Below are 26,782 nucleotides of genomic sequence, written 5' to 3' on the forward strand. Positions count from 1 at the left end.
AGTTGAGCAAAGAATGAAATCAGAACGATACTTGGTTATGTATAAAGACCGCGGTATGACCTTGCTTGAGGTTCTACTGGCGTTGGTTATTTTAGCAACAGCAGGACTCGCGGTTATGAATGCGGCTTCAGGTGCATTAAATAGCCAGGCTTATCTGCAGGAAAAAACCTTTGCATTATGGATTGCCAGCAATGGATTAGCGGAGCTGAAGCTGCAGAATGAGTGGCCATCGGATACCTGGAAGGAAGATAGTGTCGATTTTGCAGGTAGTACCTGGTATTCACGCTACCAGGGTGTTGCCACCGCCGACGATACTTTTAAAGCCTTGGATATCGAAGTGAGTAATAAAAAAGAGGGTAACGCCCTGGCTTATATTAGGACTTACATTGTCAAACCTTAATCGCACAGATAAAAAGTCAATAAAAGGCTTTACGCTGCTGGAAGTATTGGTTGCTATCATGATTTTTGCGATGATGAGTTTGGCGGCTTATCAAGTATTGCAGGGAGTATTACGCAGTAGTGAAATAAGTAAAACACACAGCGAACGCTTAACAGAGCTGCAACGCGCGATGCTCATTATCGAGCAGGATTTTACCCAGATAGTGGCTCGAAAGTCTCGTCAGGAAGGGGGAGAGACAGAAGAGTTACGTGCGTTAACCGTTGGCAAAGGGTTGTTTTCTTCGCAGGATCAGGGGATCGAATTTAACCGTATGGGTTGGGCAAATCCGTTAAATTTATTACCGCGTTCAAATATTTTACGGGTCAGGTACATACAGAGAGATGGGCAACTGCAGCGTTTATATTTTCTTTATCCGGATACTGTTGCCGGGCAACAGCCTGAAGTGCAAGTATTATTAAAGGATATTGAAAAATTAAGCTTTCGTTTTTGGAATAATGGCTGGAAAGAGAGTTGGTCGCCGTCAGAAACACTGCCGCAAGGTATCGAAATTAATTTTACCAGCAAATATTTTGCGAATATCAGACGGGTTTTTTTAGTTTCGTCCGGTGAGGTTATTGAATGATGACTTCGCGGCATAAAAAAAAGCAACGTGGTGTTGCATTAATTACAGTATTAATGATTTTAGCTATCATGGTTACCGTTGCCGCAACGATGACCGGTCGCTTGACCATGAGTTTAAAACGCACTGAAGGTTTGATTTTTTCACAAAAAGTATATTGGTATGGACAGGCGTCTGCTGAGCTGGGGAAAAAGATTTTAGATCAAAATTTTTCAGATAGCAGAGTGGTTAGTTTGGATCAACTGTGGGCAATCCCTGATATGGTTTTTCCTCTGGAAAATGGGAACATCGGGGGAAGTATGAGGGATTTACGCAGTTGTTTTAATGTCAATGCCTTGCAGTTGCCGAATCAGGAGGGTATTCCTGCTGTCCCTTTGCGGCAATTCCAAAACTTACTGGAAGCGCTGGGTGTGAGTGAATATGGTGCGCAGATGATTGCTGAATCCACACGAGACTGGATTGACGAGGATGATAGCAACGATGCAGCTCTCGGGGCTGAAGATAGTTTTTATCAGGCCAGAAGGGTACCACATTTAACAGCTGATAATTTAATGACCGATATCAGTGAGCTGCGCAGCATTCAGGGCGTTGGACCAAAAACATACGAAAAAATAGTGCCTTATCTGTGTGCTGTTCCAAGCCGGGAACAAAAAATAAACGTCAATACGGTCGATATTGAACAAGCAGAAATACTCTATGCGTTATTTGAAAATGAGCTCAATATCAGTATTGATACTCTGCAAAATTTGCTTCAGGACAGACCGATAAGCGGCTGGGCAAATGTTGATGAATTCTTGGCTATGCCAGCCTTTCAGGGATTGTTAATTTCGGCACCGCTAAAAACGCAATTAAGTGTTACCAGTGATTTTTTTCAATTAAGCGGCATTACCGAGTTTGCAGATCGACTACTTGCCATTGATCTGACATTTCAGATAAAGGCACAAACAGCCAAGGTCATCCGCTATCAATCAGGCGGTCTTAAATGAATTTAATCAGATCTACAAATCGTAAATTAAAAATGGAGAGATTTGGTGAATGAACGTTTAATTATTCGCTTAGCAAGCAGTGCTTCACAAAAAAATTATTGGCTGATATGGTCCGATAGTGAAAATGAAATTATTGCATCGGGTGAAGTGGATAATGCCGAGCAATTGAACTTGCTGACGGAAAAAGCACTTCAACGACGGGTCATCTGTTTATTGCCGGGTGTTGATATCTGCATCAAAAAAGTAGTTATTAAAGGTGCTTTTAATCGTCAAATGCAGCAGGCTTTACCGTATTTAATTGAAGAGGAGTTAGCCTCTGATGTGGAAAATCTGCATTTTAATGTGATTGCCAAAGAGACCCATCTTGTCCATGTGGCTATTTGTGATAGACAAAAAATGCATGACTGGCTTGATTGGTTGGAAAAAGCACAGATTCAGTGTAAACAATTTATTCCTGAAGGGCTAACTTTACCCTTACCTGAAGATGGAAAGTGGCAGGCGGTGCAACTTGGAGAGCAGTGGTTAATAAGAGAAACTGCGAATCTCGCCTGGAGTTGTGCTCACTCTATGCTCAACACAATTTTAGAGAGCAGGTTAAATAATTCAGCTGACCAGGCTTCGGTGCCACGGATCGAAAGTTACAGCCCTATTATTGAAAATTCAGTTGCCGAGTGGTCCCGTCATGAGGCGATTTTACCCATGGAGTTGTTAGCGCTTGGGACTAAACACAACAGAGTTAATTTGCTGAGCGATGAATTTAAACCCGCACAAGAGGTAAACCCGTATATTAAAAAATGGCGAATGCCAGCTGCTGTCGGCGTTCTGCTGTTTGTCGTATCAGTACTCAATATTTATACTCACACTCTGCAAGTTCAGGCTGAAACTGAGTTAATCCAGCAACAAGTCGAAACTATCTATAGCCAGGCATTTCCTCGGGAACGTCAATTAAGATATGCGCGTATCAATCATAAACTCGATACAATGCTAAAAGAACTTCAAGGGAGCAGTGCGGAGTTTGATTTTTTAACTATTCTTAATGACCTTTCACCTGCCGTTATGTCTCTTAATAAATTTGAAATTTCCAGCTTGAAGTTTGACAGTAAAAAACAGGAGCTGCAGCTGGCGCTGACCGCACCGAGTTTTCAGGCCTTTGAAACATTTACAGCTGAACTACCTGAGCATTTAACAGCACAGCAAGGCGCGTTAAATAACAGTAAATCGGGCGTTAGTGGCGTGCTCACGATAAGGATAAAATAATGCTCGAACGGTTTAAATTTTGTTGGGAAAGTTTTGGTGACTTTGGTGACTTTCGTGGCATGCTCACGATAAGGAAAAAATAATGGTCGAGCGGTTTAACTTTTGTTGGGAAAGTTTTGGTGACTTTGGTGACTTTGGTGACTTTCGTGGCATGCTCACGATAAGGAAAAAATAATGGTCGAGCGGTTTAACTTTTGTTGGGAAAGTTTTGGTGACTTTGGTGACTTTCGTGGCATGCTCACGATAAGGAAAAAATAATGGTCGAGCGGTTTAATAGCTGGTGGGAAAGTATTACTGAAAGAGAGCAGCAACTATCATTAGTTTCTGTATTTATGATATTGATAGCCATTATTTACTGGGGCATATGGCAGCCGTTATCGATCGAGCTTGATAATAGTGAAAGTCAATTACAGCGAGCCCAGCAGACCTTATTGTCCACCAAGCAACGCGCAACTCTGTTAGTTAGCGCGGGTGTAGAACAAGGACCTGTTGTTAATAAAAATCAAAATATCACCCAGATAGTTACCATCAGTGCGCGGCAAAATGACATTATTTTCTCGCGTATTATTAACCGTAATGAACAAGTTGAAGTGCAGATAAGTAATGTTGAATTTGACCGTTTCATTAACTGGCTCTCGGTATTAAACACTCAATACTCAGTGTCGGTTCTCAATGCGGATATATCTCGTGCAGATGCAGAAGGTTATATTAAAGTCTCTCGTCTCTCCCTTGGGTATTAAATAATGCCTTTAACTCTGCCAAAGAGATTTCGTCTTTATGAAAATTAAGTTTATTAATTCTTCTGGTATCAATAATGCCTTTAACTCTGTCAAAGAGATTTCGTCTTTATGAAAATTAAGTTTATTATATTATTTGTCTCTTTGTATCTGCTAGCGTTGCTAATAACCTTACCTGCAACTGCATTATTGCGTTTTATCCCTCAAAACATGGGACTCGAGATTGCAGGTGTTTCCGGTTCCGCATGGCAAGGTAAAGCCGCCCTATTATCCTATAACAAAAAAATCAACCTGCAGCGCGTCTCGTGGCATGTAGATTGGTTAGCATTGGCTGCTTTGCAGATTAAACTGAATGTTAAATTTAACAATGGTCAGAATGCCATGTCAGGTAAAGGTTTTGTTAAATTAGGTGTTTCCGGGCTAGTGGTTGAGAATGTGTTGCTTGATTTAAGTGCTCAGGAATTACTCTCCTATGCAGATTTACCGATCTCTGTTGAAGCATCGGGCGATATTACTCTGCTAATAAAAGAGGCCTCACAGGGTGATCCATATTGCGATACATTGGATGGTGTTTTTGTTTGGAAAAATGCACGGATCAGCGCTGACCTTGGTAAAATAGATATGACCACAGTCAACATTAATTTGAGTTGTGACAAGGGTGATGCGGTTGCTATTTTGCAGCAGAAATCAGAGCAGCTAAGCAGTAATATTAACATCTTATTGCAGAAAGGTGGCGCGTACCAGCTGGATGGGACAGTTAAAGGCAGTCATAAACTTAATCCTGACATAAATCAGGCTCTCTCCTTTTTGGGATCAAAAAACTCTTCTGGTGCTACTATAGTGCGCTTTAATGGCCGTTTGTGAAGACGATTAAAGAATGAAAATATTATTTGTCATGGATTGACTGAAAAATATTGTTTGTAGCTAGATTAACTTTATGTATGAATATACACTGTTCATATTTACAGTTAAATTTAGCGTGGAGATTAAATAATGAAAGAGCTAACCAAGCGCCAAAATGAAGTATTGGATGTGATTAAAGATCAAATATTAAAGACGGGAATGCCTCCTACACGAGCTGAATTAGCTAAGATCCTTGGTTTTCGAAGCGCTAATGCGGCAGAAGAGCATCTTAAGGCTTTAGCACGTAAAGGGGCGATTGAAATTTTAGCCGGGACATCTCGTGGAATTCGTCTTCTGGGTGAACATCAACATAATGAAAAAGCGAGCGAAGATGGATTACCGCTTATTGGTCAAGTTGCTGCAGGTGAACCGATTTTAGCTCAGCAGCATATTGAAACCTATTATGATGTTGATCCTGCTTTATTTCACCCTAGTGCCGATTTTTTACTGCGTGTGCAGGGGGAAAGCATGAAAGACATCGGTATTATGGATGGTGATCTGTTGGCTGTACATAAAACCCAAGATATCAAAAATGGGCAAGTTGTGGTCGCCCGTGTTGAAGATGATGTAACGGTAAAACGTTTTTACCGGGAAGGTCGCCAGGTGATATTAAAAGCAGAAAACAACCACTTTGGTCCGATTAAAATAGACCTTGCATATCAATCTTTTGATATCGAAGGGATAGCCGTTGGTGTCATTCGAACAGCCGATTGGATGTAATGGCAGGCGTTTTATTCACCATCCGGCTATAGTAGTGCGTAAGCCTTATCCTTCTTAGATAAAATGATTTTTAATATAATTGGTTATTAAAATGAAAAAAATATTACTATTTATAGTGCCATTGTTTCTGTTATCTTTTTTGTTATTAGGACGGGCACAGTTTCAAAATGACTTAACTAAAAATGAATCTTTAATTTTATTTAATGAGGGAAAAAGTTTAACCGACTTTTCCTTCGATGTGACAGGAGGTGAACATTTTACTAATCAAGATTTACAAGGAAAATGGACACTTTTTTTTATAGGTTACACTTTTTGTCCTGATATCTGTCCGACGACCTTAGCGCATCTTGATAGTGTTTACCCAAAATTAACAGCACAACCCTATAACGACATACAAATTGTATTTGTCTCCGTTGATCCAAACCGCGATAAAGCGGAGCAATTGGCTGAATATGTACATTATTTCAATTCTGAATTTATTGGTGTAACCAGTACGCATAAAGAGTTATGGCCTTTTGTTCAAAATTTAGGGTTGATCTACAGCATTGTGGATCAAGGAGTGGCTGATCCTTATTATTTAGTGGATCACAGTGCTTCAATTGTATTAATTAACCCCGAAGGTGAGCACCATGCCTCTTTTCAAGCGACTATAAATACAGAGGGCGTTTTCAATGTTGAGATGGACTTAATGGTAGAAAATATCCATCAAATGTATAAAAATTGGCATTAAAAAAATCCACTCAGTAAGTAGTTTGGGTATGTAGTTGATTTTCATAATATAATTTTAATCTGAGTGATGCGGCTTATCTGTGCATGAGTTATGCAAAGCACTCACACTGTTTGCAATTGAGTATTTTTTACCATGATAAAATCCCCCCTTTTAAATTTAACTACCCACCAGAAAATCTTTGCAATTGCATTTCCGATGATGATTTCAAATATTAGCGTACCATTACTTGGCCTTGTTGATACCGCCGTGATTGGGCATATGCCTGAGTCATACTATTTAGCCGGGGTCGCCGTAGGCTCGATGATTGTAACGCTTATTTTCTGGATGCTGGGTTTTTTAAGGATGTCGACCACAGGATTAGTCGCACAGGCTTATGGAGCCGGTGACCATCAGCAAATTATTCGCTTATTGTTACAAGCTATTTTAGTCGCTTTGTTGTTAGCTATTGCCATTTTACTCTTGCAAAAACCCTTGATAATAATCGCATTAAAATTTATTGAGGGTAGTGAACAAGTTCTTTTTTATGCCCAGTTATATTTTAATATTCGCATTTGGAGCGCACCGGCGGCTTTGATTAATATGGCGCTCTTGGGTTGGTTACTGGGTATGCAAAATGCCAAAGTTCCGATGTTTTTACTGATTATTAGCAATGCTATCAATATTGGTTTAGACGTATTATTTGTGGTTTTTTTGGATTGGGGTGTTGCAGGAGTGGCCTGGGCATCTCTATTCGCTGATTATATTTCTTTATTATGCGGCCTGTTACTGGTTAAGAATCACCTTAAACCTTTTTATAAACAGGGGGATTTACTTAAATTAAGTAAACAACTTAGCGATTTAAATTCTCTTAAAAAATTTATTTTATTGAACCGTGATATTTTTATTCGCACTTTATGTATACAAGTAACCTTTGCCTTTATGACTATGCAGGGGGTTAAATTGGGCGATGCTATTGTTTCTGCAAATTTAGTCTTAATGCATTTTTTATTGCTTATCTCTTTTTCTATGGATGGCCTTGCCTACGCGGCTGAAGCACTCGTCGGGAAAAGCATCGGTACACGTTGTTTAATAAAATTAAAAGAAAGTGTTTATGTCACTTTGTTTTGGGCAGTTATTTTTAGTTTATTGCAGCTCCTGTTATTTTACCTTTACGGGCAGTGGATTATTGCGCAGATAACATCGATTGAAAGTGTGCAAAGAGAAGCGCTAAGTTATTTACCCTGGTTAATCATTATTCCGATAACATCAGTATTAGGTTTTATTTTTGATGGGATATTTATCGGTATGACACGTGCGAAGGAGATGCGTAATAGCCTTATTTTTTCTCTTTTACTGGTCTATTTTCCCGTTTACTTCTTATTGTCAGAACAGGGAAATCACGCCCTGTGGATAGCAATGAATGCTTTTATGCTTGCTCGCGGATTGAGCCTTGCATGGATTTATAGGCAACTTAGTAAAAAAGGAAAACTAATTAATTAAGTGATTTTTTTGGAAAATACTGAGGGTCTGTTGATCTTTCGTATGTATTTTGCAGGTGCTTTAGACAAGGAAGAGCCTGTGCTGTGTAGTTATTCTACATACGTGGGCGGTAATGTATACGATCGTATCCACAAATGCTGCTCTTCGGGTTCATCTAAAAGCGTCCTGCGCTGCGTTATGCTTCGTTTACATAGAATAACTATGCTTCACTCCTCATGCCTTGCTCAGAACACGTTTAGATTGAACGAAATTTGTACTTCAAAGGTCAACAGACCCTAATATTTTTTAGCATAATTAGCTTATGCCTATTGGGGTTCTATTCAATCACAGTGAGCAGCGCAAGAACGTGCAATCTAGAATAAAGATTTAGTCCAAAACAGCGCACTGCCACATTCTGGATCTAGTACATAATCAGAGTAACCTAATTTGCTATAGGCATTTTTTGCAATAGTATTACCTTCTAAAACCTCAAGGGTGATTTTACAGCAATCGCGAAGCTTAGCGATTTCCTCTATTTTGTTAAATAATAATGATGTTAGACCCTGCCCTCTAAAATCTTGATAGACAACAACATCATGGATATTAAAGAGTGGTTTACACGCGAATGTTGAAAACCCCTCTATTGCCGTTAACAGTGCAGCGGGTTTATTGTTCGAAAATATTAATACAATAAAAATATCGTTACGCTTTAATAAGGTGGGAATCAGGTTTTGTTTTGCAAAAGTTGAAAGATCTTGACCTCCTCCCATTGGATCTGATGCATAGTGTGACATCAAATGCAGGTAAGCCTGAGCGTGTTCAGACAGTGATAAATCAGCCTGTACAATATTAAACATTATAACCCCTTGAATAAAAATATTTTCTGGCACGATAATATCATTTACAGGGATTCTTTAGCAGTCTTAATGAAATTAGTGTTAGACTTCCGGATGTCTAAATAAAAATATATTCTAATGTGGGGTTTTTAAATTATGCCAATTCGTATTTCTGATGATCTGCCTGCTGCTGATATTTTAAGGTCAGAAAATATTTTCACTATGTCTGAAACGCGCGCGAGCCTTCAGAACATTCGTCCTTTGCGTGTTTTGATCCTTAATTTGATGCCGAAAAAAATTGAAACAGAAACACAAATAATGCGTTTATTATCTAACACGCCATTACAAGTGGATGTTGAATTAATACGCGTAGATGCCCGTGCATCACGCAATACCCCGAAAGAGCACTTAGACAAATTTTACAGTGATTTCGACAGAGTCAAAAATCAAAAATGGGATGGTTTTGTGATTACCGGAGCACCATTAGGACAGCTTCCCTTTGAAGATGTTTATTATTGGGAAAAGTTTATAGAAATTGTTGAATGGTCACGCCATAATGTAACTTCAACACTCTTCCTGTGTTGGGCTGCGCAGGCTGCGCTAACCTATTTATATGGCTTAAAGAAAGAGACACGGGGAGATAAACTTTCCGGTATCTATTTACACCGTACCCATCACCATCATCATCCTCTAGTACGCGGATTCGATGATGAATTTTGGGCTCCATTATCACGTTTTGCTGAATTTAATTCAGAGGTGGTATCGGAAAACAGTGATTTAATTATTTTTGCAGATGCACCCGATGCGGGGATTTATTTGGCCGCCAGCCCGGATTGTCGTCAGGTTTATGTTACCGGACATCCGGAATATGATGCAGAAACATTAAATAATGAGTATTTACGCGATTCGCAAGAGGGTTTGACGCCCAAACAGCCAGTGAATTATTATCCCGATAATGATCTGAATAAAACACCGCGAGCAATTTGGCGAAGCCATGGAAACTTGTTATACAGCAACTGGTTAAACTACTGTGTTTATCAAGTGACACCCTACGACTTGGCTGATTTGATATAACCAGCCAATAAAAAATTGTCCTGATAAACTTTTGGTCGGTTTAATGGCACTACAGATAATAACTTCTACACTTTAAATGTTAGCGACAGAAATTGTTCTTTAGCTGACGGGAAAGTAGAAGCAAATAACATAATAAATAACACAGTAGAAAGCAAATAAAGTAGTCGTTAGTCGAGATTTTATAAGTGGGCTCTGCGAATTTTTAATATAGATTTTCGTTGAACTCCTTAAGCTAACATGGAGGGTTATATATTATTTATAGTATCAGTTTTTAGTGAGGCCATAACCTAATTAAGCGTTAGCAGTTGTAGCGCGTTAGCCCGCAGGGTAGGGGGGAAGGTCTCTTTATTTTTAAATTGAAGATAAGAAACTGGTTATGGTTAGCTAACGAACATGGAGGAGCTAAATATTATTACTTTATATCCGTTTTTTGAAAGCAGTAATAGCATTTAGGAGTGAGCTTTTGAGCTACTCATTGCCAGTCTGGCGTTACTATTGCTGTTTTTTGTAACGTGATAGCCGATCATAGGTTAAGTACAGATTTTTGGTTATGTTTCGACTTTTTCTTAACATCTGTCTACAAATAAACATTTTATTTTCCTCTGTTTATCCGGTGGTGTAGGAAAAAGTGACAATTTAAGAATCTGTTTTATTTAATATGATGGCATTATAATCTTTTTGATAAGTAAAAAATAAGTAAAAAGCGAGCTGCTAGTGGTAACCGACATAAGTCTGCATACACTAGTTAGTTCGCTTTTTTTGTATTCTAAATTTATGATAAGGGTTGTTTAAAGTTCGTCTGTCTAAGTGCTCCTCGAAATTTTCTGATCTTAAAGAGCGCCTTTATTGAGTAAACTTCTCAAAAATGCCGGGAAATTTATGTAAGAGTACCCGCATAGTAAATCCTCTCATTTTCTATGCGCTTATGCCGCTTTAAATGAATGTTCGCCAGAGATAAAACTAACAATATCGTTAGGCTTAACATCTTAGGTTCAAATAATAAGCAAGGTTAAAGCGCTTTTTAGTTTTAAGCGTGCAGAATTTTTTATTTCCTGCAGTACAAATTTATTTCATTATTTACAATAGAATATTTCAATAAAAGAGCTGCTTTGATGCGTCAGTTTTAACTACTTTCATGCTAATATTCTCACCTATTATTCACAGTACCAAATATCAGGAAGCCCTATGGTAGTTAACGATCGAAGCGCACTTATTAAGGCGCAGCTAGAAAAGCATATTCTGCTTATTGATGGAGCCATGGGCACCATGATCCAGTCTTATAAATTTGAAGAAGAGGATTACCGTGGTGAACGTTTTGCTGATTGGTCCTGTGATGTAAAAGGTAATAATGATCTGTTGGTTTTATCTCAACCTCAAGTGATTGCAGATATTCATCGTGAGAATTTAGATGCAGGAGCGGATATTCTTGAAACTAATACCTTCAATGCAACCACTATTGCCATGGCTGATTATCAAATGCAGTCGTTATCAGCAGAAATAAATCGTGAAGCTGCGCGTATCGCCCGTCAGATGGCCGATCAAAAAACCGCAGAAACACCGGATCGCCCGCGTTTTGTTGCCGGTGTTTTAGGCCCGACAAACCGTACCTGTTCAATCTCTCCCGATGTGAATGATCCTGCCTTTCGTAATGTAACTTTTGATGAATTAGTTGAGGCGTACACTGAATCAACTCGGGCGTTAATTGAAGGTGGATCTGATCTTATTTTAATTGAGACTATTTTTGATACGCTTAATGCCAAAGCGGCCGTTTTCGCGGTGAGTGGTGTTTTTGATGAGCTCGGTTATAAATTACCCGTCATGATCTCCGGCACAATAACCGATGCCTCCGGGCGAACGCTTACCGGGCAAACAACCGAAGCCTTTTACAATTCATTACGCCATATTGAGCCTATCTCATTTGGCCTGAACTGTGCGCTTGGACCGGCAGAGCTGCGCCAATATGTGCAGGAGATGTCGAAGATTTCAGAAACTTATGTGTCAGCACACCCGAATGCGGGTTTACCCAATGCCTTTGGTGAATACGATTTAGAAGCCGATGAAATGGCGACACATATTAAAGAGTGGGCAGAAAGTGGTTTCTTAAATTTAGTCGGAGGCTGTTGTGGCACGACGCCCGCTCATATTAAGGCCATGGCTGATGCTGTTGCCGGCGTAAAACCGCGCGCCCTGCCTGAGCTGGAAATTGCCTGCCGGTTAAGCGGATTAGAAGCATTAACCATCCGCAAAGACTCTCTCTTTCAAAATGTTGGCGAGCGTACCAATGTAACAGGCTCTGCCCGCTTTAAGCGTTTAGTCATGGACGAGCTTTATGATCAGGCACTGGAGGTGGCGCTTCATCAAGTGACTGCAGGTGCCAATATTATCGATATTAATATGGATGAAGCGATGCTTGATTCATTGTATGCGATGAAACGTTTTCTTAATTTATGTGCCTCTGAGCCGGACATTTCCCGGGTGCCTATTATGATCGACTCTTCGAAATGGGAAATTTTAGAAGAGGGCATGAAGTGTGTACAAGGCAAAGGGATTGTTAACTCGATCAGCATGAAAGAGGGCGTTGATAATTTTATTGCTCAGGCTAAGTTAATTCGCCGTTATGGTTTTGCTGTGATCGTAATGGCTTTTGATGAAGACGGGCAAGCCGATACACGTGCCCGTAAATTTGATATTTGTAAACGTTCCTACGATATTCTGGTCAATCAGGTTGGTTTCCCGCCGGAAGATATTATTTTTGACCCCAATATTTTTGCTGTGGCCACGGGTATTTCCGATCATAACAATTATGCCGTTGATTTTATTGAAGCGGTTAAAGACATTAAAACCAATCTACCCCATGTAATGATTTCAGGTGGCGTCTCTAACGTTTCTTTCTCTTTTCGAGGCAATAACCCCGTCCGAGAAGCCATTCATGCCGTGTTTCTCTATCATTGTATTCGAAACGGCATGGACATGGGTATTGTTAATGCGGCGCAATTGGCCATTTATGATGATATTCCAAAAGAGTTAAAAGAAGCCGTTGAAGCTATTATTTTAAATACCAGCCCGGATGCAACGGATCATTTACTGGAGCTTGCGGAAAAATACCGAGATTCCGGCAGTGAAAAAGTGGATGACGGTAAATCCTTGGAATGGCGTAATCTGCCGGTTAATGAACGTATTGCCCATTCTTTAGTGAAAGGTATTACCGAGTTTATTGTCGAAGATACCGAAGAGGCGCGCGCCAATGCTGAAATGCCGATTGACGTGATTGAAGGGCCGTTAATGGATGGTATGAATATCGTTGGCGATCTCTTTGGTGACGGAAAAATGTTTTTACCACAAGTGGTTAAGTCAGCACGTGTGATGAAACAGGCTGTCGCTTACCTCAACCCTTATATTGAAGAAACTAAAGCGGTGGGGGCGACCAACGGTAAAATCGTGATGGCGACGGTTAAAGGGGATGTGCACGATATTGGTAAAAATATTGTCGGTGTTATTTTACAGTGTAATAACTATGAAATTATCGATCTCGGTGTGATGGTGCCAACTGAAAAAATCATTAAAACGGCGATCGCTGAAAAGGCGGATCTGATTGGTTTATCCGGCCTGATTACCCCCTCCTTAGATGAAATGGTGTACGTTGCTAAGGAGATGCAGCGTCAGGGTTTAAAACTGCCGTTATTAATCGGTGGTGCAACAACCTCGAAAGCGCATACCGCGGTAAAAATAGAGCAGAATTACGAACAGCCCGTGGTCTATGTCTCTAATGCATCGCGTGCAGTAGGGGTTTGTCAGAAATTATTAAATCCCGTTCATAAACTGGAGTTTGTGAAAAAATTGGATCAAGATTATATTCGGGTACGTGAACAATATGCCAATAGACGTCCTCGCAGCGCACCCGTTTCACTGCAGCGAGCGCGAGCTAACGCCGCTAAAATTGATTGGACTCATTACCAGCCACCCGTACCAAATCAACTGGGTGTACAGGTTGTTAAAAAAATGTCGATTAAAGTATTACGTGACTATATAGACTGGACTCCGTTCTTTCTGACCTGGGGACTGGCGGGCAAGTATCCGCGAATTCTGGAAGATGAGGTTGTCGGCGAAGAGGCTAAGCGTTTATTAGCTGATGCATTGGCCATGCTCGACACCGTTGAAGCACAGGGCGAAATATCCGCCAGCGGTATGGTTGGCATTTTCCCTGCTAACAGTGTGGGTGATGATATCGAAATTTACACGGATCAATCGCGCAGTAAAATATTACAAGTGAGTCATCATCTGCGCCAGCAAAGTGAGAAAAAATCGCCCTTTGTCAATCACTGTCTAGCCGATTATATTGCGCCTAAATCATCGGGTATTGCCGATTATATTGGCACATTTGCTGTGACGGGCGGTATTGGCGAAAAACAAGTGGCCGAGCGTTATAAAGCCGATCTTGATGATTATAATGCGATTCTGGTACAGGCAGTTTGTGACCGTTTAGCCGAGGCCTTTGCTGAATATTTGCATCAGAAAACCCGTAAAGAGTATTGGGGATTTGCAGCGAATGAGACATTAGAGTGTGATGATCTGATTCGTGAAAAATACCAGGGTATTCGTCCGGCACCGGGTTACGCGGCATGTCCTGAGCATACCGAAAAGCAAGTGATTTGGGATCTTATGAATGTTGAGGAGCAGATCGGTATGCAGCTAACCAGCAGTTATGCGATGTTCCCGGGGGCTGCGGTTTCAGGCTGGATTTTCTCACACCCTGACAGTCGTTATTTTGCCGTTGCACAGATTCAGCAGGATCAGTTAGCGGATTATGCGCAGCGTAAAGGCTGGGATTTACTAACGGCAGAGCGCTGGTTAGGGCCAAACCTTTCATAACACTGTCGATTATCGGTGAATAAATTGGGAGCTTATGCTCCCTTTTTTTATCCGGGAGAACGGATAAAACCATTTACGGCGTAGCGCTGAATATCTGATTAAAGAAAATTGCAGAAAATGCTGCGCAAAGGCGGGGATTTGTTGACTGCTGAAAAGTGAGTGGCTCCTGATTTATAATATTTTAATTGGTCATGTCCAAAGCAAATAAACAACCACTTTTGCTTTGCCCTGTCAGTGGATAGTGATCGGATTTTATTCTTTATCTGTGTCCTTATTAAGCGCTATATCATTAAATAATTTCACACGGCGCAGTAAAAATTAATGCCAATCGGGCGTTTGCTAAGCTATCACTGCCGGTTGGATTGTGTTAGCCCCCCCTGAAATTGTTTGTTTTAAGGTTGTTTTTTCTGCTTAGTGGGAATAAATCTTTATTTATTGTCCTGCGACCTCTATCATTAATGATCCATTTTTTCAGTTGGTTAAATAGATGCCCAAAATCACTCCGCAAGACATTTCCACTAGTTTCGGCCGTAATATTATCGACCGTGGAACGCGCTACTTTAAAGAAAGTCGGGTGTTATCTTGTGAATATGATGAGGATAAAAAGCAACTCCATGGCAGTGTTAAAGGATCGTCAGAAACTCCTTACCAAACAAGTGCTTCAATTAAACCGTCCAATAAAGGCGGATTTATTATCCACAGCACTTGTACCTGTCCGGTCGGCTGGAACTGTAAACACGCAGTGGCTTTGCTGCTGGCTTATCAGGCGGACACGCCAAATTATAATATTGAAAACAGCTATCAAACTTGGTTTGAATTATTACAAAGTCAACTTTCTAAAAAGAAATCCATAACGGCACCGAGTGCTTTTCAGGGCTATTTCCGCCTTTCATTTAATAAAAGTGCATATAATCATTCATTGCTCTATTTACAGGTGGAATACGGCTCAGTACGTTTTCTAAAAAGCGAAAATGCCAATGTCTTTGCCGCAAAAGATCTTATTTCTGTTGTAGAAAATGAATCTTGGATGGAGAGTTATAAGTGGGTACAAGAAGAAGACGTCTCTATTTTACAGCTTTTATTAGCCAAAGAAGGGCGTGTACCTAAGCTTGAAAAAACCAGCATGCATACTGAAAATGACCTGCTTGCACTGCATAAAATATTAGCAACAGGACGTTGTTTCTGGCAGAACTTAAACCTACCTTTACAGGCGGGCGAGAAAAAACCGATACAACTTGAATGGGTTGATCAGGATGATTTAAAACAATTACAGGTGAGTCTTGAAAATACAGATAACTGGTTGTTAATTCCGACACCTAAGCCTTTTTATGTTGATACGGATCGCGGTTTAATTGCGGAAATTGACAGTGAGTTTGACAGCGGTTGGATTTTATCGCTATTAAAAACCCCGCCACTCGGCGAGCAACAGTGTGTCCATTTTACCGAACAGGTATCGCTGCGTTTTCCTCAGGCTGTTTTACCCAATCCTATGGTTTATCAAACGCGTGAAATTAGTGATGAGTTACAGGTTGTATTAAGTCTTAACGAAAAAGAGATCAAGAGCCAAAAGTTGTTTATCGCTCGTTTGTATTTTCGTTATGGTGATCTCGAATTAAATCCGGGTATCGTTGATGAGCCGGATCGTACTCAATTTATGTGTGACAATAAAATTGTCACTATCCATCGGGATCTTAATCAGGAACGCTTAGCGCTCAAACATTTTGAGAAGCTGTGCCTGTTAGATCTGTCGATGTACGATCCTAAACAGCCTGACACCGATCAGCTTCTGGGTATTTTACCGCCGGAATTAGGAGGATCTCAGGAATTTCAGTGGTTATCATTATTAACGGCTCATAAAGCGCGCCTGGAAGTCATGGGTTGGCGCTTTGAAATTTCTTCGAATCTTGTCTTGCTGAGCGATCAGGTAAACAGTATTGATATTGAAGTTGAAGAGCAGGGACAGTGGTTTGACCTCGGCGTATCTATTGAAATTGAAGGTAAACGTATTGAGTTATTGCCGCTATTATTGGAATGGCTGCGTAATAATGAAGACTGGCAACAGCACCGCTTTGACATTTTATTAGCCCAACCCAACGGGCGGCCGCTGCGCATTAAACGTGAATCTATTCAACCCATTTTATCAATATTGCAGGAGTTGGGTGAGGTCAATAATGATCATATTCACCTGCCGCAAAGCCAGGCGGCTTTATTAGCTCAATTACCGGAAATAAACAGTTGGGTAGGAGGAGAACACGTTAAGGCATTAGCTGAAAAACTGAGTAATTTCACGGGAATTCAAGAAGTTACATTACCTGAAGGGCTGGATGCAACATTAAGAGATTATCAACATACGGGATTAAACTGGCTGGTATTCTTAAATGAATATGGGTTTTCAGGGGTGTTGGCCGATGACATGGGTTTGGGTAAAACCATTCAAACATTGGCCTATATACTGTATAAAAAACAGCATCAACAATTAACTCACCCGGCGTTGGTTATTTGCCCGACGTCATTGGTGGGCAACTGGTTAAATGAAACGACCAAGTTTACCCCCGATTTAAAAGTGCTGATATTGCATGGTGCGGACAGGCATAAGTCTTTTGAGAATGTGCCTGATTATGATTTAGTGATCACCACTTATCCATTAGTCGGCCGGGATTTTACTCAGCTGGAAGCATTTCAATTTTCAGATTTAATCCTTGATGAAGCACAAACTATTAAAAATCCTTTGGCAAAAATGACCAAAAGTATTAAACGTCTAAATGCAAAACAGCGTTTATGTTTAACAGGTACGCCAATGGAAAATCATTTAGGCGAATTATGGTCACTGTTTGATTTCTTAATGCCGGGATTTCTGGGCAGCTATGCGACTTTTAATCGCTTTTATCGTAAAGGGATTGAAGGCGAAGGAAATGCACAAGTACAGTCCTGGTTAATACAAAAAACCCATCCTTTTTTATTACGCCGTACCAAAGATGATGTGGCAAAAGAGCTGCCGGCTAAAACTGAAATTATTCAGAATATAGTACTGCCTAATGATCAGCGTACTTTATATGAAAGCATTCGTGTCACTATGGAAGAAAAGGTTCGTGATTTACTTAAAGAAAAAGGCCTGGCAAGAAGCCGTATCGAGTTTTTGGATGCGCTGCTTAAACTCCGTCAAGCCTGTTGTGATCCGCGCTTAGTGAAACTGGAGCATGCTCAAAATATTAAAAGTTCGGCAAAGCTCGACTATTTGATGACCGTGTTACCCGAGATGATCGAAGAAGGCCGACGGATCTTGATCTTTTCTCAGTTTGCACAAATGTTAGGCTTGATTGAACAATCACTGCTGGCATCGGATATTGATTTTGTTAAGTTAACCGGACAGACGCGTAATCGCAGCGAAGTGATTGATAAATTCCAAAATGGAAATGTGCCTATTTTCCTTATTTCCTTAAAAGCCGGTGGGGTTGGCCTTAACCTGACCGCTGCAGATACGGTTATCCATTATGATCCTTGGTGGAACCCTGCGGTAGAAAATCAAGCGACGGATCGTGCTTATCGAATTGGTCAGGATAAGCCTGTCTTTGTGTATAAGTTAATTTGTGAGCATACCGTTGAAGAGCGTGTTCTCGCACTGCAAACGCGTAAGCAAAAGCTCGCCGATAGCGTTTATGGCAATGAACAAGAGGAAAAATTTGTACCCGATAATAGCGATACATTATTGAAGCTATTTGAACGTTACTGATTTATTATAAAAAGAGCCTTGTTCACAAGGCTCTTTTTATTTTTCTTATCGGCTATTATTAATGATTGATACTAATATCCGAGAGGGGGATACAACTGCAGGCAAGAATATATCCCTGCTCAATTTCTAAATCACTTAATCCTTCATTATTTAATATCTGCACTTCACCTTCGACTAATTTAACTTTGCAGCTGCCACATTGTCCACCCCGGCAGGAATAAGGAATATCGATACCTGCTTGTTCCGCCTGATCTAATAATAGTTGTTGATTATCGCCCTGAGCGGTCACATTTGAGCCTTGATAATGTATTGCTAAGGTCTTTTTATTGCTTTCCTGTTGATCGTCCTGAGCGCTATAAAATCGGGCACCCTGGGCACTGATCACTTGTACCTCGTCACCTGCTCGAATCAAACCTTCATTAAGGGGGATTAAATTTTGCCCAAAGTCGATATTCCCATGGGAATATCGAAATTTAGATAATGTTAGTAAAGGTTCACTTTGATCAGCAATCCCGGTTTTAGGATTAACATTAATAAATATACAACGTGAGCAAGGTTTACTGACTTCAAACTCGACTTCTCCAATCTTAATGCGGGACCAGCTGTCTTCAACAAAAGGGAAATCACCCTTGATCACAATATTAGGGCGAAAATGTAACGCAGTTACCGGCGTTGTTAAGCGCGCATTAAGTTGCTCCACGGATGTCTGATTAATCAATAATAACGGGTAACCATCGGCAAATGAAACCGGTGCGTTAGTATTTTTTACCAGCCGCTGAGTCTCTTCTGCGAGAAAGACCAGCTGGCATTTTTTCTGCAGAAAGGCTGAAAACCATTGGTCGTAATCATCGTGACAATGCACCGCGCTAACATTATCAGACCACAGCTGCGCATTTTTAGTGTGCTGGCTAAAATCCGCGGGATTAATGGTTAATGATGGCATATTAGGCGCGCTGACTATTAACATCTTTTTTGAAAACTGCACCTCTATTTGGGTGAGTTGCGGGTAACTTCGGCCGGTGATAAATTGCCCTTGTTGATCAATCAACATATAACGACGATCAAACTTTAAGCCTTTTTTTTCAACTTTTGCTGCAGGTTGGTTAATTGCTTTGACTGATTTAATGGGATAAATATAAATATCTGTAAGTGTTTGCAAGTTAAAAGCCTTCTTAAGGAGGTGCTATTCAGTGCGTTCAGCCATGTAACCGAGGTAATCAGGAATACGCGTGATGTAACTTTTTCCGATATGTAACGAATCGATAATAAAGTCAGCGGTGGATATATTGGTAGCAACGGGGATGTTCCACACTGCCGAGATACGTAATAATGCTTTAACATCGGGATCATGCGGTACCGCATTAAGGGGATCCCAAAAAAATATTAACAGATCAATTTCGCCTTCTGCTATTTTGGCGCCAAGTTGCTGATCACCCCCCATTGGCCCTGAGAGCAGACATTCAATGGGTAACCCTAATTTATTCGCGAGTAAGCTGCCCGTGGTACCCGTTGCATAGAGCTGGTGGTCTTTTAATACATTGATACGTCTTTGTGACCAGTTTAATAGTTCTGTTTTCATATGGTCGTGTGCAACCAGTGCGATCCGTTTATATTGAGGTAATTCGCGGGTTATATATTGCATTTCAGCTCCTTAAAAATGATCGTAATGCTTAAGTATTCGGTTTGTCAGGTATCACGGTGTAGTTATTCGAAGACGGGTCTATTTAAAGACGTGGTGATTAAAGCTCCTTTGGCGTTACAGTCGGCGTGTCAAAGACTTACTCGTATGCAGGACAATGCATAGATTAAATTTTAACCTATTGTAACGCAGTGAGAGCGCGCTAGCCAGTCTCCTGCAATTCACATACCAGCCCTTTAAATCAAAAAATTGAAGTCTTCTTTATGCATTGCAATATGAGACTTCAATTTTTTCCTTTGCTATAAAGAGATAATTAAATTTGTGGAGGGGCTATAGCGGTAGTCATTATCCGGCCCGCTGATTTTTGAATGTAGCGCTAACTTTCGTCTTAACCAGATTAAAAAACAGGTTAAATATTTTATGGAAGGGTGTAATAAAAGAGGGTATCAACTTAGTTAATATCCTTTTTTATTTACACAAAACGTTAAGCAGAATAGCGTTTGTCACCAAACATTAATTTATAGATCAACCAGATAGCTAAAATCAGGGTCAATGTGACTGAAAATAAGTTTGATCCTAATTCAGGGTGTTGTGTGCCAATAAAAGCAGAGTAAGAGAATATGCCAATAAAGAAGGCTACCCAAGCCGGGCGAATACTGATTTCATTATCAGCTTCTTTAATATAAAGAGCATAAAAGTGATTCACAGAAAAGAACAGCGTAAGAAAAGCAAAAAAGGAAAACGGAACGGGTTGTTTGGTAAGCATAGAATAACAGGCACTTAGTGAAAGCCCGATAATGTAAGTGTAAACAAGCCACTTTAATGAAATAATCGGTTGACTCATAGCGTTTTTCCTCGAAGTATTTGAAATATTAATGTTAAAAATAGCATGATAAATTACTTAAATCCTCTTTTTATTGTTCATTTTTCCATAGTTAAAGTAAAACTTTTATATTTATTTTCTCTAACTATTGTATGGCGCACGATTTGTTGTTGGAATGTGTGACAAATGACAGTAATTTGTTAACATAATCGGTTTGTCGCCCACCCGAACCCGAGGTCCATCATGTCCACAGTAAAAGATACAAGCGTTAAACCTAAACACGATCATTATGATGCTATTGTAATTGGTAGCGGACCGGGTGGAGAGGGGGCTGCAATGAAGCTTGCTAAGGGAGGCTTACGTGTTGCTATTGTTGAAAAATATAAAGATATTGGCGGGGGTTGTACTCATTGGGGAACCATTCCTTCCAAGGCGTTGCGCCACAGTGTCAGCCAACTTATTGAATTAAAGAAAAACTCCTTATTTCTTACCAATTATCCTCAGAATAAAACATTTACCTTTAGAGACGTTTTGGCTCATACCCAGAGTGTGATTGCCAAGCAGGTTACGATGCGCAGTGGTTTTTATAATCGTAATAATTGCAGTTTATATTTTGGTGGTGCAAGCTTTATTGACAAACACACGGTTTTAATTACTAAAGCTGACGGCACAGCAGAAACTATCACTGCCAAAGATATTATCATTGCCACGGGATCGCGGCCTTATCGCCCTGCAGACATTGATTTTACTGCGGCCAATATTTACGACAGTGATACCATTCTTGCTTTAGACCATCATCCGCAACACATTGTGATTTATGGGGCTGGGGTTGTGGGCTGTGAATACGCTTCGATATTCAACGGGTTAGGCGTCAAAACTGACTTAATTAATACTCGGGATAGTTTGCTGTCATTTTTAGATGCGGAAATGTCCGATGCACTTTCCTATCATTTTAGAAATTCAGGCATGATCCTGCGCCATGATGAAGAATATGAAAGAGTTGAAAGTACAGCGAATGGGGTTGTGATCCACTTGAAGTCAGGTAAAAAGATGAAAGCCGACTGTCTGCTATATGCCAATGGACGCACCGGTAACACGGATAAATTAACCTTAGAGAATGTTGATCTCAAACCCGATGCGCGAGGACAACTGACCGTCAATGAACACTATCAAACCGAGGTAGATAATATTTATGGCCTGGGGGATATAATTGGTTATCCAAGCCTTGCCAGTGCTGCTTACGATCAGGGCCGGATTGCAGCACACTTTATTCTAACCCAAGAGGGTAAGAAAAAGCTGATAAAAGATATTCCAACGGGTATTTATACTATTCCGGAAATCAGCTCCGTAGGTAAAACTGAACAGATGTTAACCCAGCAAAAAGTTCCCTATGAGGTAGGGCGTGCACTGTTTAAAGATTTAGCACGTTCACAAATTTTAGGCTCAGAGGTCGGCAGTTTAAAAATACTCTTTCACCGCGAAACAAAAGAGATATTAGGGATTCATTGTTTTGGCGAGCGGGCAGCTGAAATTATTCATATCGGACAGGCTATTATGGAACAAAAAGGGGAAGGTAATACCATTGAGTATTTTGTTAAGACTACCTTTAACTATCCAACCATGGCAGAAGCTTACCGTGTGGCAGCTTTGAATGGTCTAAACAGATTGTTTTAGTGCTTCTTTTTATCAATAACTTATTGTTATAGAAGGGCTTGTAAATCGTTTTCTAACCCATAAATAAGCATTATTTATGGGTTTTTTATGCCCGTCATCAGGCTTCGTTAAGCGCCTTTAAGGTCAATAATAACGCTGCTATTCCTCGCGCCTCCTGAAAATCATTCCTGGCTAATAACTCATCTACTTTATTTAATGGCCATTTTATCACTTCTAACGGCTCTGGTTCGTCACCCTCGAGTTTTTCGGGGTAAAGATCAAATGCCATGAACAGGGTCATCTCACTGCTGAAATAACTGGGTGCCATGGTGACGGTTTTAAGTTTTTGTAACTTTTTAGCGCCAAAACCTATTTCTTCCTTTAATTCTCTATTCGCTGCTTGTTTAGCTGTTTCGCCGGAATCGATAAGTCCCTTTGGGAAACCTATTTCATAGGAATGCGTGCCCGCAGCATATTCTCTTATCAGTAAAAGAGTTTCAGGATCGTAAAATGGAACAATCAGTACAGCGCCTTTGTGGTAACCCTGCATACGTTCAAATTCTCGCTGCTGCCCATTACTAAATTTCAGTTGCAGCGCTTCAATTTTAAAAAATCTACTACTCGCAACTAGACTGCGCTTGAGGATTTGAGGTAATGTTGGTGATGATTGACTCATATAAACTCTCTTTAGCCAATGAATAAGATGTTATCTTACAAGTAACTGCTGATTAATTACAACCTATTGAGGTATTTTATGCATTCTGCACTAGAGGTCGACACAGTCTTACTGGACATGGATGGAACATTGCTTGATTTGCATTATGACAACCATTTCTGGATGGAATATGTACCCCGTCAATATGCGCAGAAAGCGCATATTTCATTAGCACAAGCACAACATCATATGTCTGCTCAGTATACAAAGGTTGCAGGGAGTTTAGATTGGTACTGTTATGATTATTGGAGTGCTACCTTAGGCTTAGATATCCATCAATTACAGTACCAAACAAAGCATAAAATCCAATTGCGCAGTGATACTCTGTGGTTTTTGGAATACCTGAAGAGTTTAAATAAACGGGTTATTATGTTAACCAATGCCCATCGCAGTGGCATAGCGTTAAAGATGCAGCAGTGTGAAATCACACATTACTTCGAAGCAATTGTTTCTAGCCATGATTATCGAATAGCCAAGGAAAGCCGGACTTTTTGGCAAATGGCTGCAGAGCAATATAGTATCGATTTTAAACAGTCTTTATTCATTGATGACAGTGAAAAAATACTGCAGGTTGCACAGCAAGTTGGGGTTGCTTATTTACGCGGTATCAAAACGCCGGATAGCGAAAAACCTGCGCAAGAGATGCAGCATTTTCAGGGCATTAACCTGTTTTCTGAATTGTTAATACATAAATAACGAATAGCGGGACGGCAGATAATACTCTTATTATGGTTAAATTGTGCTTTTTGTCATTCCATCTAAAAAAGCCGGTACAGTTATAGCAAAAGAATTAATGAAGTGAGCAATGATTGCGAAGGAAAAATTAGCGCTAATAAGGCGTGAATTGCATTCGATCATTGTTCTCCTTCACAAAATAGTATGGAACGATTTGAACTGCTTTAGCTGACCACGAAGTGGTGAAGAACAGGACGTTCTGAATAAAATTCACAACGCAGTTAGGGATGATTTTAACCAGCAAGGGTGATCACCTTTTTAGTTCTTTTGGTATTATACTAAAATGACTTGAAGATGCTGATTTCTGCGTCTTCAAGTCAAGTAGCGGAGCTAGAACAGTTCATCGACAGAAGTCGGGGCGTTGTAGAGTATCTCCTGATTGTCCTCTGTTAATGTTTTATCTTTGAAAACAGTCTTTCGATTAACATATTCGGAAGGGACAGAATCGGCTCTGAAATATTCAAACAAGGTATTGTGATCTGTCTGGTAAGTTAGCAGCCCCGAGTTTCGGTCGATCCGCACGGTAGAAATATTGCTCGGAGTGTCTACTGTTACCACGGGATTTGATGACGCTGTTTCCTGCATAAATTCTATCCAGGCAGGTTGGGCAGTTTTTGCACCAAATTCAGATCCGTAGGATTGATCTTTATCAAGATTATTGTTGTAGCTGGTTCGGCCTAAATCAAGATTGAAGTCATCAAATCCAACCCATGATGTAGCCACCGTATGACCTGCAAAACCGGAAAACCACGCATCTTTCGATCCGTTTGTGGTGCCTGTTTTACCACCCATGTCATGGCGCTTCAAAGCCCGTCCAGCACGCCATCCTGTGCCATTCCACCCGCTATTATGTTGCCAGCTTCCTCCTCCCCAGATTGCCGTTTTTAATAATTCTCGGGTTAAAAAAGAGGTTTCTGCGCTAATTACTGCCGGTGCGATTTGCTCTGCACTTACGGGGGAAATAGGACAAATATTAGCCCCTTTGTCGAGCGCTGTTTGTGTTGCTATAAATGGCTGGTTATTTTCCTGTTGCGTATAAAGCTCAGCACAATCAGAGCAAACAATTTTAGGATTCGCCTGGTAAATGACGCTGCCATAAGCATTCTCAATACGCTCGATAAGATAGGGCTCTATTCTAAAGCCTCCGTTGGCGATAATGGCATAACCTGTCGCGAGACTTAATGGCGAAATAGAGGCAGAGCCTAACGCTATGGTATTGTTTTGGGGAAGATTCTTTCTCTCAAAACCATATTTTTCCAGCTGGTTAGTCACTTTTGTTAATCCGAGATCTTGTACCAGACGAACGGAGACGACGTTTTTAGATTGTCCCATCGCTTGACGCAAGCGAATCGGGCCGGCATAAACCTCTGGCGAATTTTTTGGTCTCCAGGCTGTACTTCCCGCCCATTCATTAATAGGGGCATCATTAACCAAAGTGGCCAGCGTATAACCATTATCCAGTGCCGCAGAGTAAATAAACGGCTTGATATTTGAACCCACTTGGCGCTGCGCTTGCGTCGCGCGATTAAATTTACTCTGTTCAAAACTAAAACCACCGACCATAGAAGTAATAGCACCATCCTGTGGATTGAGAGAAACAAATGCCGCGCTAGCATCGGGGTATTGAGATAATTCTAATTTTTGTGCAACTTCACGCACCCAGATTTGTTGACCTACAGCGACAATCTCAGAGGCTTTTTTAGGCTCATCTCCTTGTCTTGAATTTGTGATAAAGGGTCTGGCCCATTTTAAACCATCCCAATCTATCTGTTGTAAGACGCCCTGGCCACTTTTAGTGATCACTTTAATGGCCTGTTTTGTCACCTTGACCACCACGGCCGGATGCAGGTCGCCAGAGTCAGGTGTTTGGCTTAAAGTTGAAAGGATCGCCTCGGTGCTCCAACTTTCTGCCGGCGCTTGCCATAACACTTTGCTCGCACCGCGGTAACCGTGACGTTTATCATAATCATGCAGGTTATTAAGTGTTGCTTTGTTAGCGGCTTGCTGGTCAATTTTATTGATCGTGGTATAAACATTAAAACCTTCGTTGTAACTGCGTTCGGATCCATATAGTTCAATTAATTTATTACGTGCTATTTCTGCTACATAATGGGCTGACAGTGTTATCTCCGCGCCATGGTAGGTGGCCGTAATCGGGCTTGTCTTTGCGGTTTCGTATTGATCTTGAGTAATGTAGTTTTCCGATAACATACGAAATAAAACAACATTACGTCGCATCTTCGCATTTTTAGGCGAAGTGATAGGATTTAAATTCGAGGGTGCTTTTGGCAAGCCTGCCAGAACGGCCATTTCTGCTAAGGTTAATTCCGAGACATTTTTGCCATAATAAACCTGAGCGGCTGCGCCAATACCATATGCTCGTTGCCCCAAAGCAATTTTATTCAAATAGAGCATCATAATTTCATCTTTAGTTAATATTTGCTCGAGCTGAACGGCAATAAAAACCTCTTTGATTTTACGGATAAATGTTCTGTCACGGGTTAAAAAGAAGTTACGTGCTACCTGCTGGGTAATAGTACTGGCACCTTGCGTTGCAGAACCCGTTGAAACCCATACGCTTACCGCACGCATAATACCAATTGGATCGATCCCGAAATGTTGGTGAAATCGGCTGTCTTCTATGGCTATAAAAGCATTAGTCAGCATCTCTGGAATATCTTCTTTAGTCAGAGGAATACGGCGTTTTTCTCCAAATTGAGAAAGCAGTTCACCATCAATACTGTAAACTTTCATTGGCACTTGTAATTGAATCTCGGTAATAGTGGCAACATCGGGTAAATCAGATTTTACGAGATAATAAATTGCGACTATGGCGGCAATACCCGCTAAGCCCATAAAAATTGAAAATAATACCAAGCGTTTAATCCATTGCATCAT

20 protein-coding genes are annotated in these 26,782 nt (G+C 40.6%); 14 read left to right on the plus strand and 6 right to left on the minus strand.

All coding sequences use genetic code 11. The features are described from left to right. From gspI to CXF72_RS18350, 9 genes are all read left to right on the plus strand, one after another. Nucleotides 1-400: type II secretion system minor pseudopilin GspI (gspI, locus tag CXF72_RS18310; RefSeq protein ID WP_332870238.1), on the plus strand; the 400-nt coding region annotated here is incomplete at its 5' end. Then, on the plus strand, nucleotides 387-1,022 hold the full coding sequence (gene gspJ, locus CXF72_RS18315) for a type II secretion system minor pseudopilin GspJ (RefSeq protein WP_101041226.1): 636 nt from the start codon (nucleotides 387-389) through the stop codon (nucleotides 1,020-1,022). The genes gspI and gspJ, both read left to right, overlap by 14 nt. After that, nucleotides 1,019-2,005, plus strand: a complete 987-nt coding sequence (gspK, locus tag CXF72_RS18320; protein ID WP_232785024.1) for a type II secretion system minor pseudopilin GspK — start codon at nucleotides 1,019-1,021, stop codon at nucleotides 2,003-2,005. Before gspJ ends, gspK begins: the two co-directional genes overlap by 4 nt. Before the next feature lie 45 nt (nucleotides 2,006-2,050). Continuing rightward, nucleotides 2,051-3,262, plus strand: coding sequence for a type II secretion system protein GspL (gene gspL / locus CXF72_RS18325; protein WP_101041227.1), 1,212 nt, complete (start codon nucleotides 2,051-2,053; stop codon nucleotides 3,260-3,262). A 257-nt stretch (nucleotides 3,263-3,519) separates the two neighbouring features. Continuing rightward, nucleotides 3,520-4,002, plus strand: coding sequence for a type II secretion system protein M (locus CXF72_RS18330; RefSeq protein ID WP_101041228.1), 483 nt, complete (start codon nucleotides 3,520-3,522; stop codon nucleotides 4,000-4,002). Between the two features lie 108 nt (nucleotides 4,003-4,110). Further along, nucleotides 4,111-4,863, plus strand: a complete 753-nt coding sequence (locus CXF72_RS18335) for a type II secretion system protein N (RefSeq protein ID WP_101041229.1) — start codon at nucleotides 4,111-4,113, stop codon at nucleotides 4,861-4,863. 129 nt (nucleotides 4,864-4,992) lie between these two features. Beyond that, nucleotides 4,993-5,622: a transcriptional repressor LexA gene (gene lexA, locus CXF72_RS18340; RefSeq protein ID WP_101041230.1), complete on the plus strand. Its 630-nt coding sequence runs from the start codon at nucleotides 4,993-4,995 to the stop codon at nucleotides 5,620-5,622. A gap of 91 nt (nucleotides 5,623-5,713) precedes the next feature. After that, complete coding sequence (locus CXF72_RS18345; protein ID WP_101041231.1) at nucleotides 5,714-6,352, plus strand: SCO family protein; 639 nt, start codon at nucleotides 5,714-5,716, stop codon at nucleotides 6,350-6,352. A gap of 195 nt (nucleotides 6,353-6,547) precedes the next feature. Further along, on the plus strand, nucleotides 6,548-7,831 hold the full coding sequence (locus tag CXF72_RS18350; protein ID WP_101041288.1) for an MATE family efflux transporter: 1,284 nt from the start codon (nucleotides 6,548-6,550) through the stop codon (nucleotides 7,829-7,831). Between the two features lie 353 nt (nucleotides 7,832-8,184). Here CXF72_RS18350 and CXF72_RS18355 read toward each other — a convergent pair whose 3' ends face one another. Further along, nucleotides 8,185-8,667, minus strand: coding sequence for a GNAT family N-acetyltransferase (locus tag CXF72_RS18355; RefSeq protein ID WP_101041232.1), 483 nt, complete (start codon nucleotides 8,665-8,667; stop codon nucleotides 8,185-8,187). Between the two features lie 135 nt (nucleotides 8,668-8,802). On the opposite strand from CXF72_RS18355, the gene metA reads away from it, so the two are divergent. The 3 genes from metA (at nucleotide 8,803) to CXF72_RS18370 (ending at nucleotide 18,319) form a co-directional block, all read left to right on the plus strand. After that, nucleotides 8,803-9,720 carry a homoserine O-acetyltransferase MetA gene (metA, locus tag CXF72_RS18360; RefSeq protein ID WP_101041233.1) on the plus strand — a complete coding sequence of 306 codons (918 nt, stop codon included), beginning with the start codon at nucleotides 8,803-8,805 and terminating at the stop codon, nucleotides 9,718-9,720. Nucleotides 9,721-10,905: 1,185 nt separating this feature from the next. After that, a complete protein-coding gene (gene metH / locus CXF72_RS18365) occupies nucleotides 10,906-14,589 on the plus strand; it encodes a methionine synthase (protein WP_101041234.1) in 3,684 nt (1,227 codons plus the stop codon). 487 nt (nucleotides 14,590-15,076) lie between these two features. Further along, the gene (locus tag CXF72_RS18370; RefSeq protein ID WP_101041235.1) at nucleotides 15,077-18,319 is read left to right on the plus strand and encodes a DEAD/DEAH box helicase; all 3,243 of its coding nucleotides are present in this window, start codon (nucleotides 15,077-15,079) and stop codon (nucleotides 18,317-18,319) included. 58 nt (nucleotides 18,320-18,377) lie between these two features. On the opposite strand, the gene CXF72_RS18375 is transcribed toward CXF72_RS18370, so the two are convergent. The 3 genes from CXF72_RS18375 to CXF72_RS18385 all read right to left on the minus strand — a co-directional run bounded on the left by CXF72_RS18375 (nucleotide 18,378) and on the right by CXF72_RS18385 (nucleotide 20,802). Further along, on the minus strand, nucleotides 18,378-19,478 hold the full coding sequence (locus CXF72_RS18375) for a YcbX family protein (protein ID WP_101041236.1): 1,101 nt from the start codon (nucleotides 19,476-19,478) through the stop codon (nucleotides 18,378-18,380). A gap of 24 nt (nucleotides 19,479-19,502) precedes the next feature. Beyond that, entirely contained in the window at nucleotides 19,503-19,961 is a 459-nt protein-coding gene (locus CXF72_RS18380; protein WP_101041237.1) for a methylglyoxal synthase, read from the minus strand. Nucleotides 19,962-20,442: 481 nt separating this feature from the next. Beyond that, the gene (locus tag CXF72_RS18385; RefSeq protein ID WP_101041238.1) at nucleotides 20,443-20,802 is read right to left on the minus strand and encodes a YijD family membrane protein; all 360 of its coding nucleotides are present in this window, start codon (nucleotides 20,800-20,802) and stop codon (nucleotides 20,443-20,445) included. 222 nt (nucleotides 20,803-21,024) lie between these two features. On the opposite strand from CXF72_RS18385, the gene sthA reads away from it, so the two are divergent. Beyond that, on the plus strand, nucleotides 21,025-22,455 hold the full coding sequence (gene sthA / locus CXF72_RS18390) for a Si-specific NAD(P)(+) transhydrogenase (protein WP_101041239.1): 1,431 nt from the start codon (nucleotides 21,025-21,027) through the stop codon (nucleotides 22,453-22,455). Nucleotides 22,456-22,552: 97 nt separating this feature from the next. On the opposite strand, the gene nudE is transcribed toward sthA, so the two are convergent. Then, nucleotides 22,553-23,110 (minus strand): ADP compounds hydrolase NudE, encoded by a 558-nt coding sequence (gene nudE, locus CXF72_RS18395; RefSeq protein WP_101041240.1) that lies wholly within the window; start codon nucleotides 23,108-23,110, stop codon nucleotides 22,553-22,555. A 78-nt stretch (nucleotides 23,111-23,188) separates the two neighbouring features. On the opposite strand from nudE, the gene yrfG reads away from it, so the two are divergent. Continuing rightward, entirely contained in the window at nucleotides 23,189-23,845 is a 657-nt protein-coding gene (gene yrfG / locus CXF72_RS18400; protein ID WP_101041241.1) for a GMP/IMP nucleotidase, read from the plus strand. Between the two features lie 369 nt (nucleotides 23,846-24,214). Here yrfG and CXF72_RS18405 read toward each other — a convergent pair whose 3' ends face one another. Then, nucleotides 24,215-26,779 (minus strand): penicillin-binding protein 1A, encoded by a 2,565-nt coding sequence (locus CXF72_RS18405; RefSeq protein WP_198552671.1) that lies wholly within the window; start codon nucleotides 26,777-26,779, stop codon nucleotides 24,215-24,217. Nucleotides 26,780-26,782 lie beyond the last annotated feature (3 nt).

The organism is Psychromonas sp. MB-3u-54 (genome assembly GCF_002836415.1).
Taxonomy (GTDB): Bacteria; Pseudomonadota; Gammaproteobacteria; order Enterobacterales; family Psychromonadaceae; genus Psychromonas.

Bases quoted from the DNA above. Each gene is read 5' to 3' on its own strand.
- gspK (WP_232785024.1), top strand. From the start codon at position 1,019: ATGATGACTTCGCGGCATAAAAAAAAGCAACGTGGTGTTGCATTAATT.
- CXF72_RS18330 (WP_101041228.1), top strand. From the start codon at position 3,520: ATGGTCGAGCGGTTTAATAGCTGGTGGGAAAGTATTACTGAAAGAGAG.
- CXF72_RS18335 (WP_101041229.1), top strand. From the start codon at position 4,111: ATGAAAATTAAGTTTATTATATTATTTGTCTCTTTGTATCTGCTAGCG.
- lexA (WP_101041230.1), top strand. From the start codon at position 4,993: ATGAAAGAGCTAACCAAGCGCCAAAATGAAGTATTGGATGTGATTAAA.
- CXF72_RS18345 (WP_101041231.1), top strand. From the start codon at position 5,714: ATGAAAAAAATATTACTATTTATAGTGCCATTGTTTCTGTTATCTTTT.
- CXF72_RS18350 (WP_101041288.1), top strand. From the start codon at position 6,548: ATGATGATTTCAAATATTAGCGTACCATTACTTGGCCTTGTTGATACC.
- CXF72_RS18355 (WP_101041232.1), bottom strand. From the start codon at position 8,667: ATGTTTAATATTGTACAGGCTGATTTATCACTGTCTGAACACGCTCAG.
- metA (WP_101041233.1), top strand. From the start codon at position 8,803: ATGCCAATTCGTATTTCTGATGATCTGCCTGCTGCTGATATTTTAAGG.
- metH (WP_101041234.1), top strand. From the start codon at position 10,906: ATGGTAGTTAACGATCGAAGCGCACTTATTAAGGCGCAGCTAGAAAAG.
- CXF72_RS18370 (WP_101041235.1), top strand. From the start codon at position 15,077: ATGCCCAAAATCACTCCGCAAGACATTTCCACTAGTTTCGGCCGTAAT.
- CXF72_RS18380 (WP_101041237.1), bottom strand. From the start codon at position 19,961: ATGCAATATATAACCCGCGAATTACCTCAATATAAACGGATCGCACTG.
- CXF72_RS18385 (WP_101041238.1), bottom strand. From the start codon at position 20,802: ATGAGTCAACCGATTATTTCATTAAAGTGGCTTGTTTACACTTACATT.
- sthA (WP_101041239.1), top strand. From the start codon at position 21,025: ATGTCCACAGTAAAAGATACAAGCGTTAAACCTAAACACGATCATTAT.
- nudE (WP_101041240.1), bottom strand. From the start codon at position 23,110: ATGAGTCAATCATCACCAACATTACCTCAAATCCTCAAGCGCAGTCTA.
- yrfG (WP_101041241.1), top strand. From the start codon at position 23,189: ATGCATTCTGCACTAGAGGTCGACACAGTCTTACTGGACATGGATGGA.
- CXF72_RS18405 (WP_198552671.1), bottom strand. From the start codon at position 26,779: ATGCAATGGATTAAACGCTTGGTATTATTTTCAATTTTTATGGGCTTA.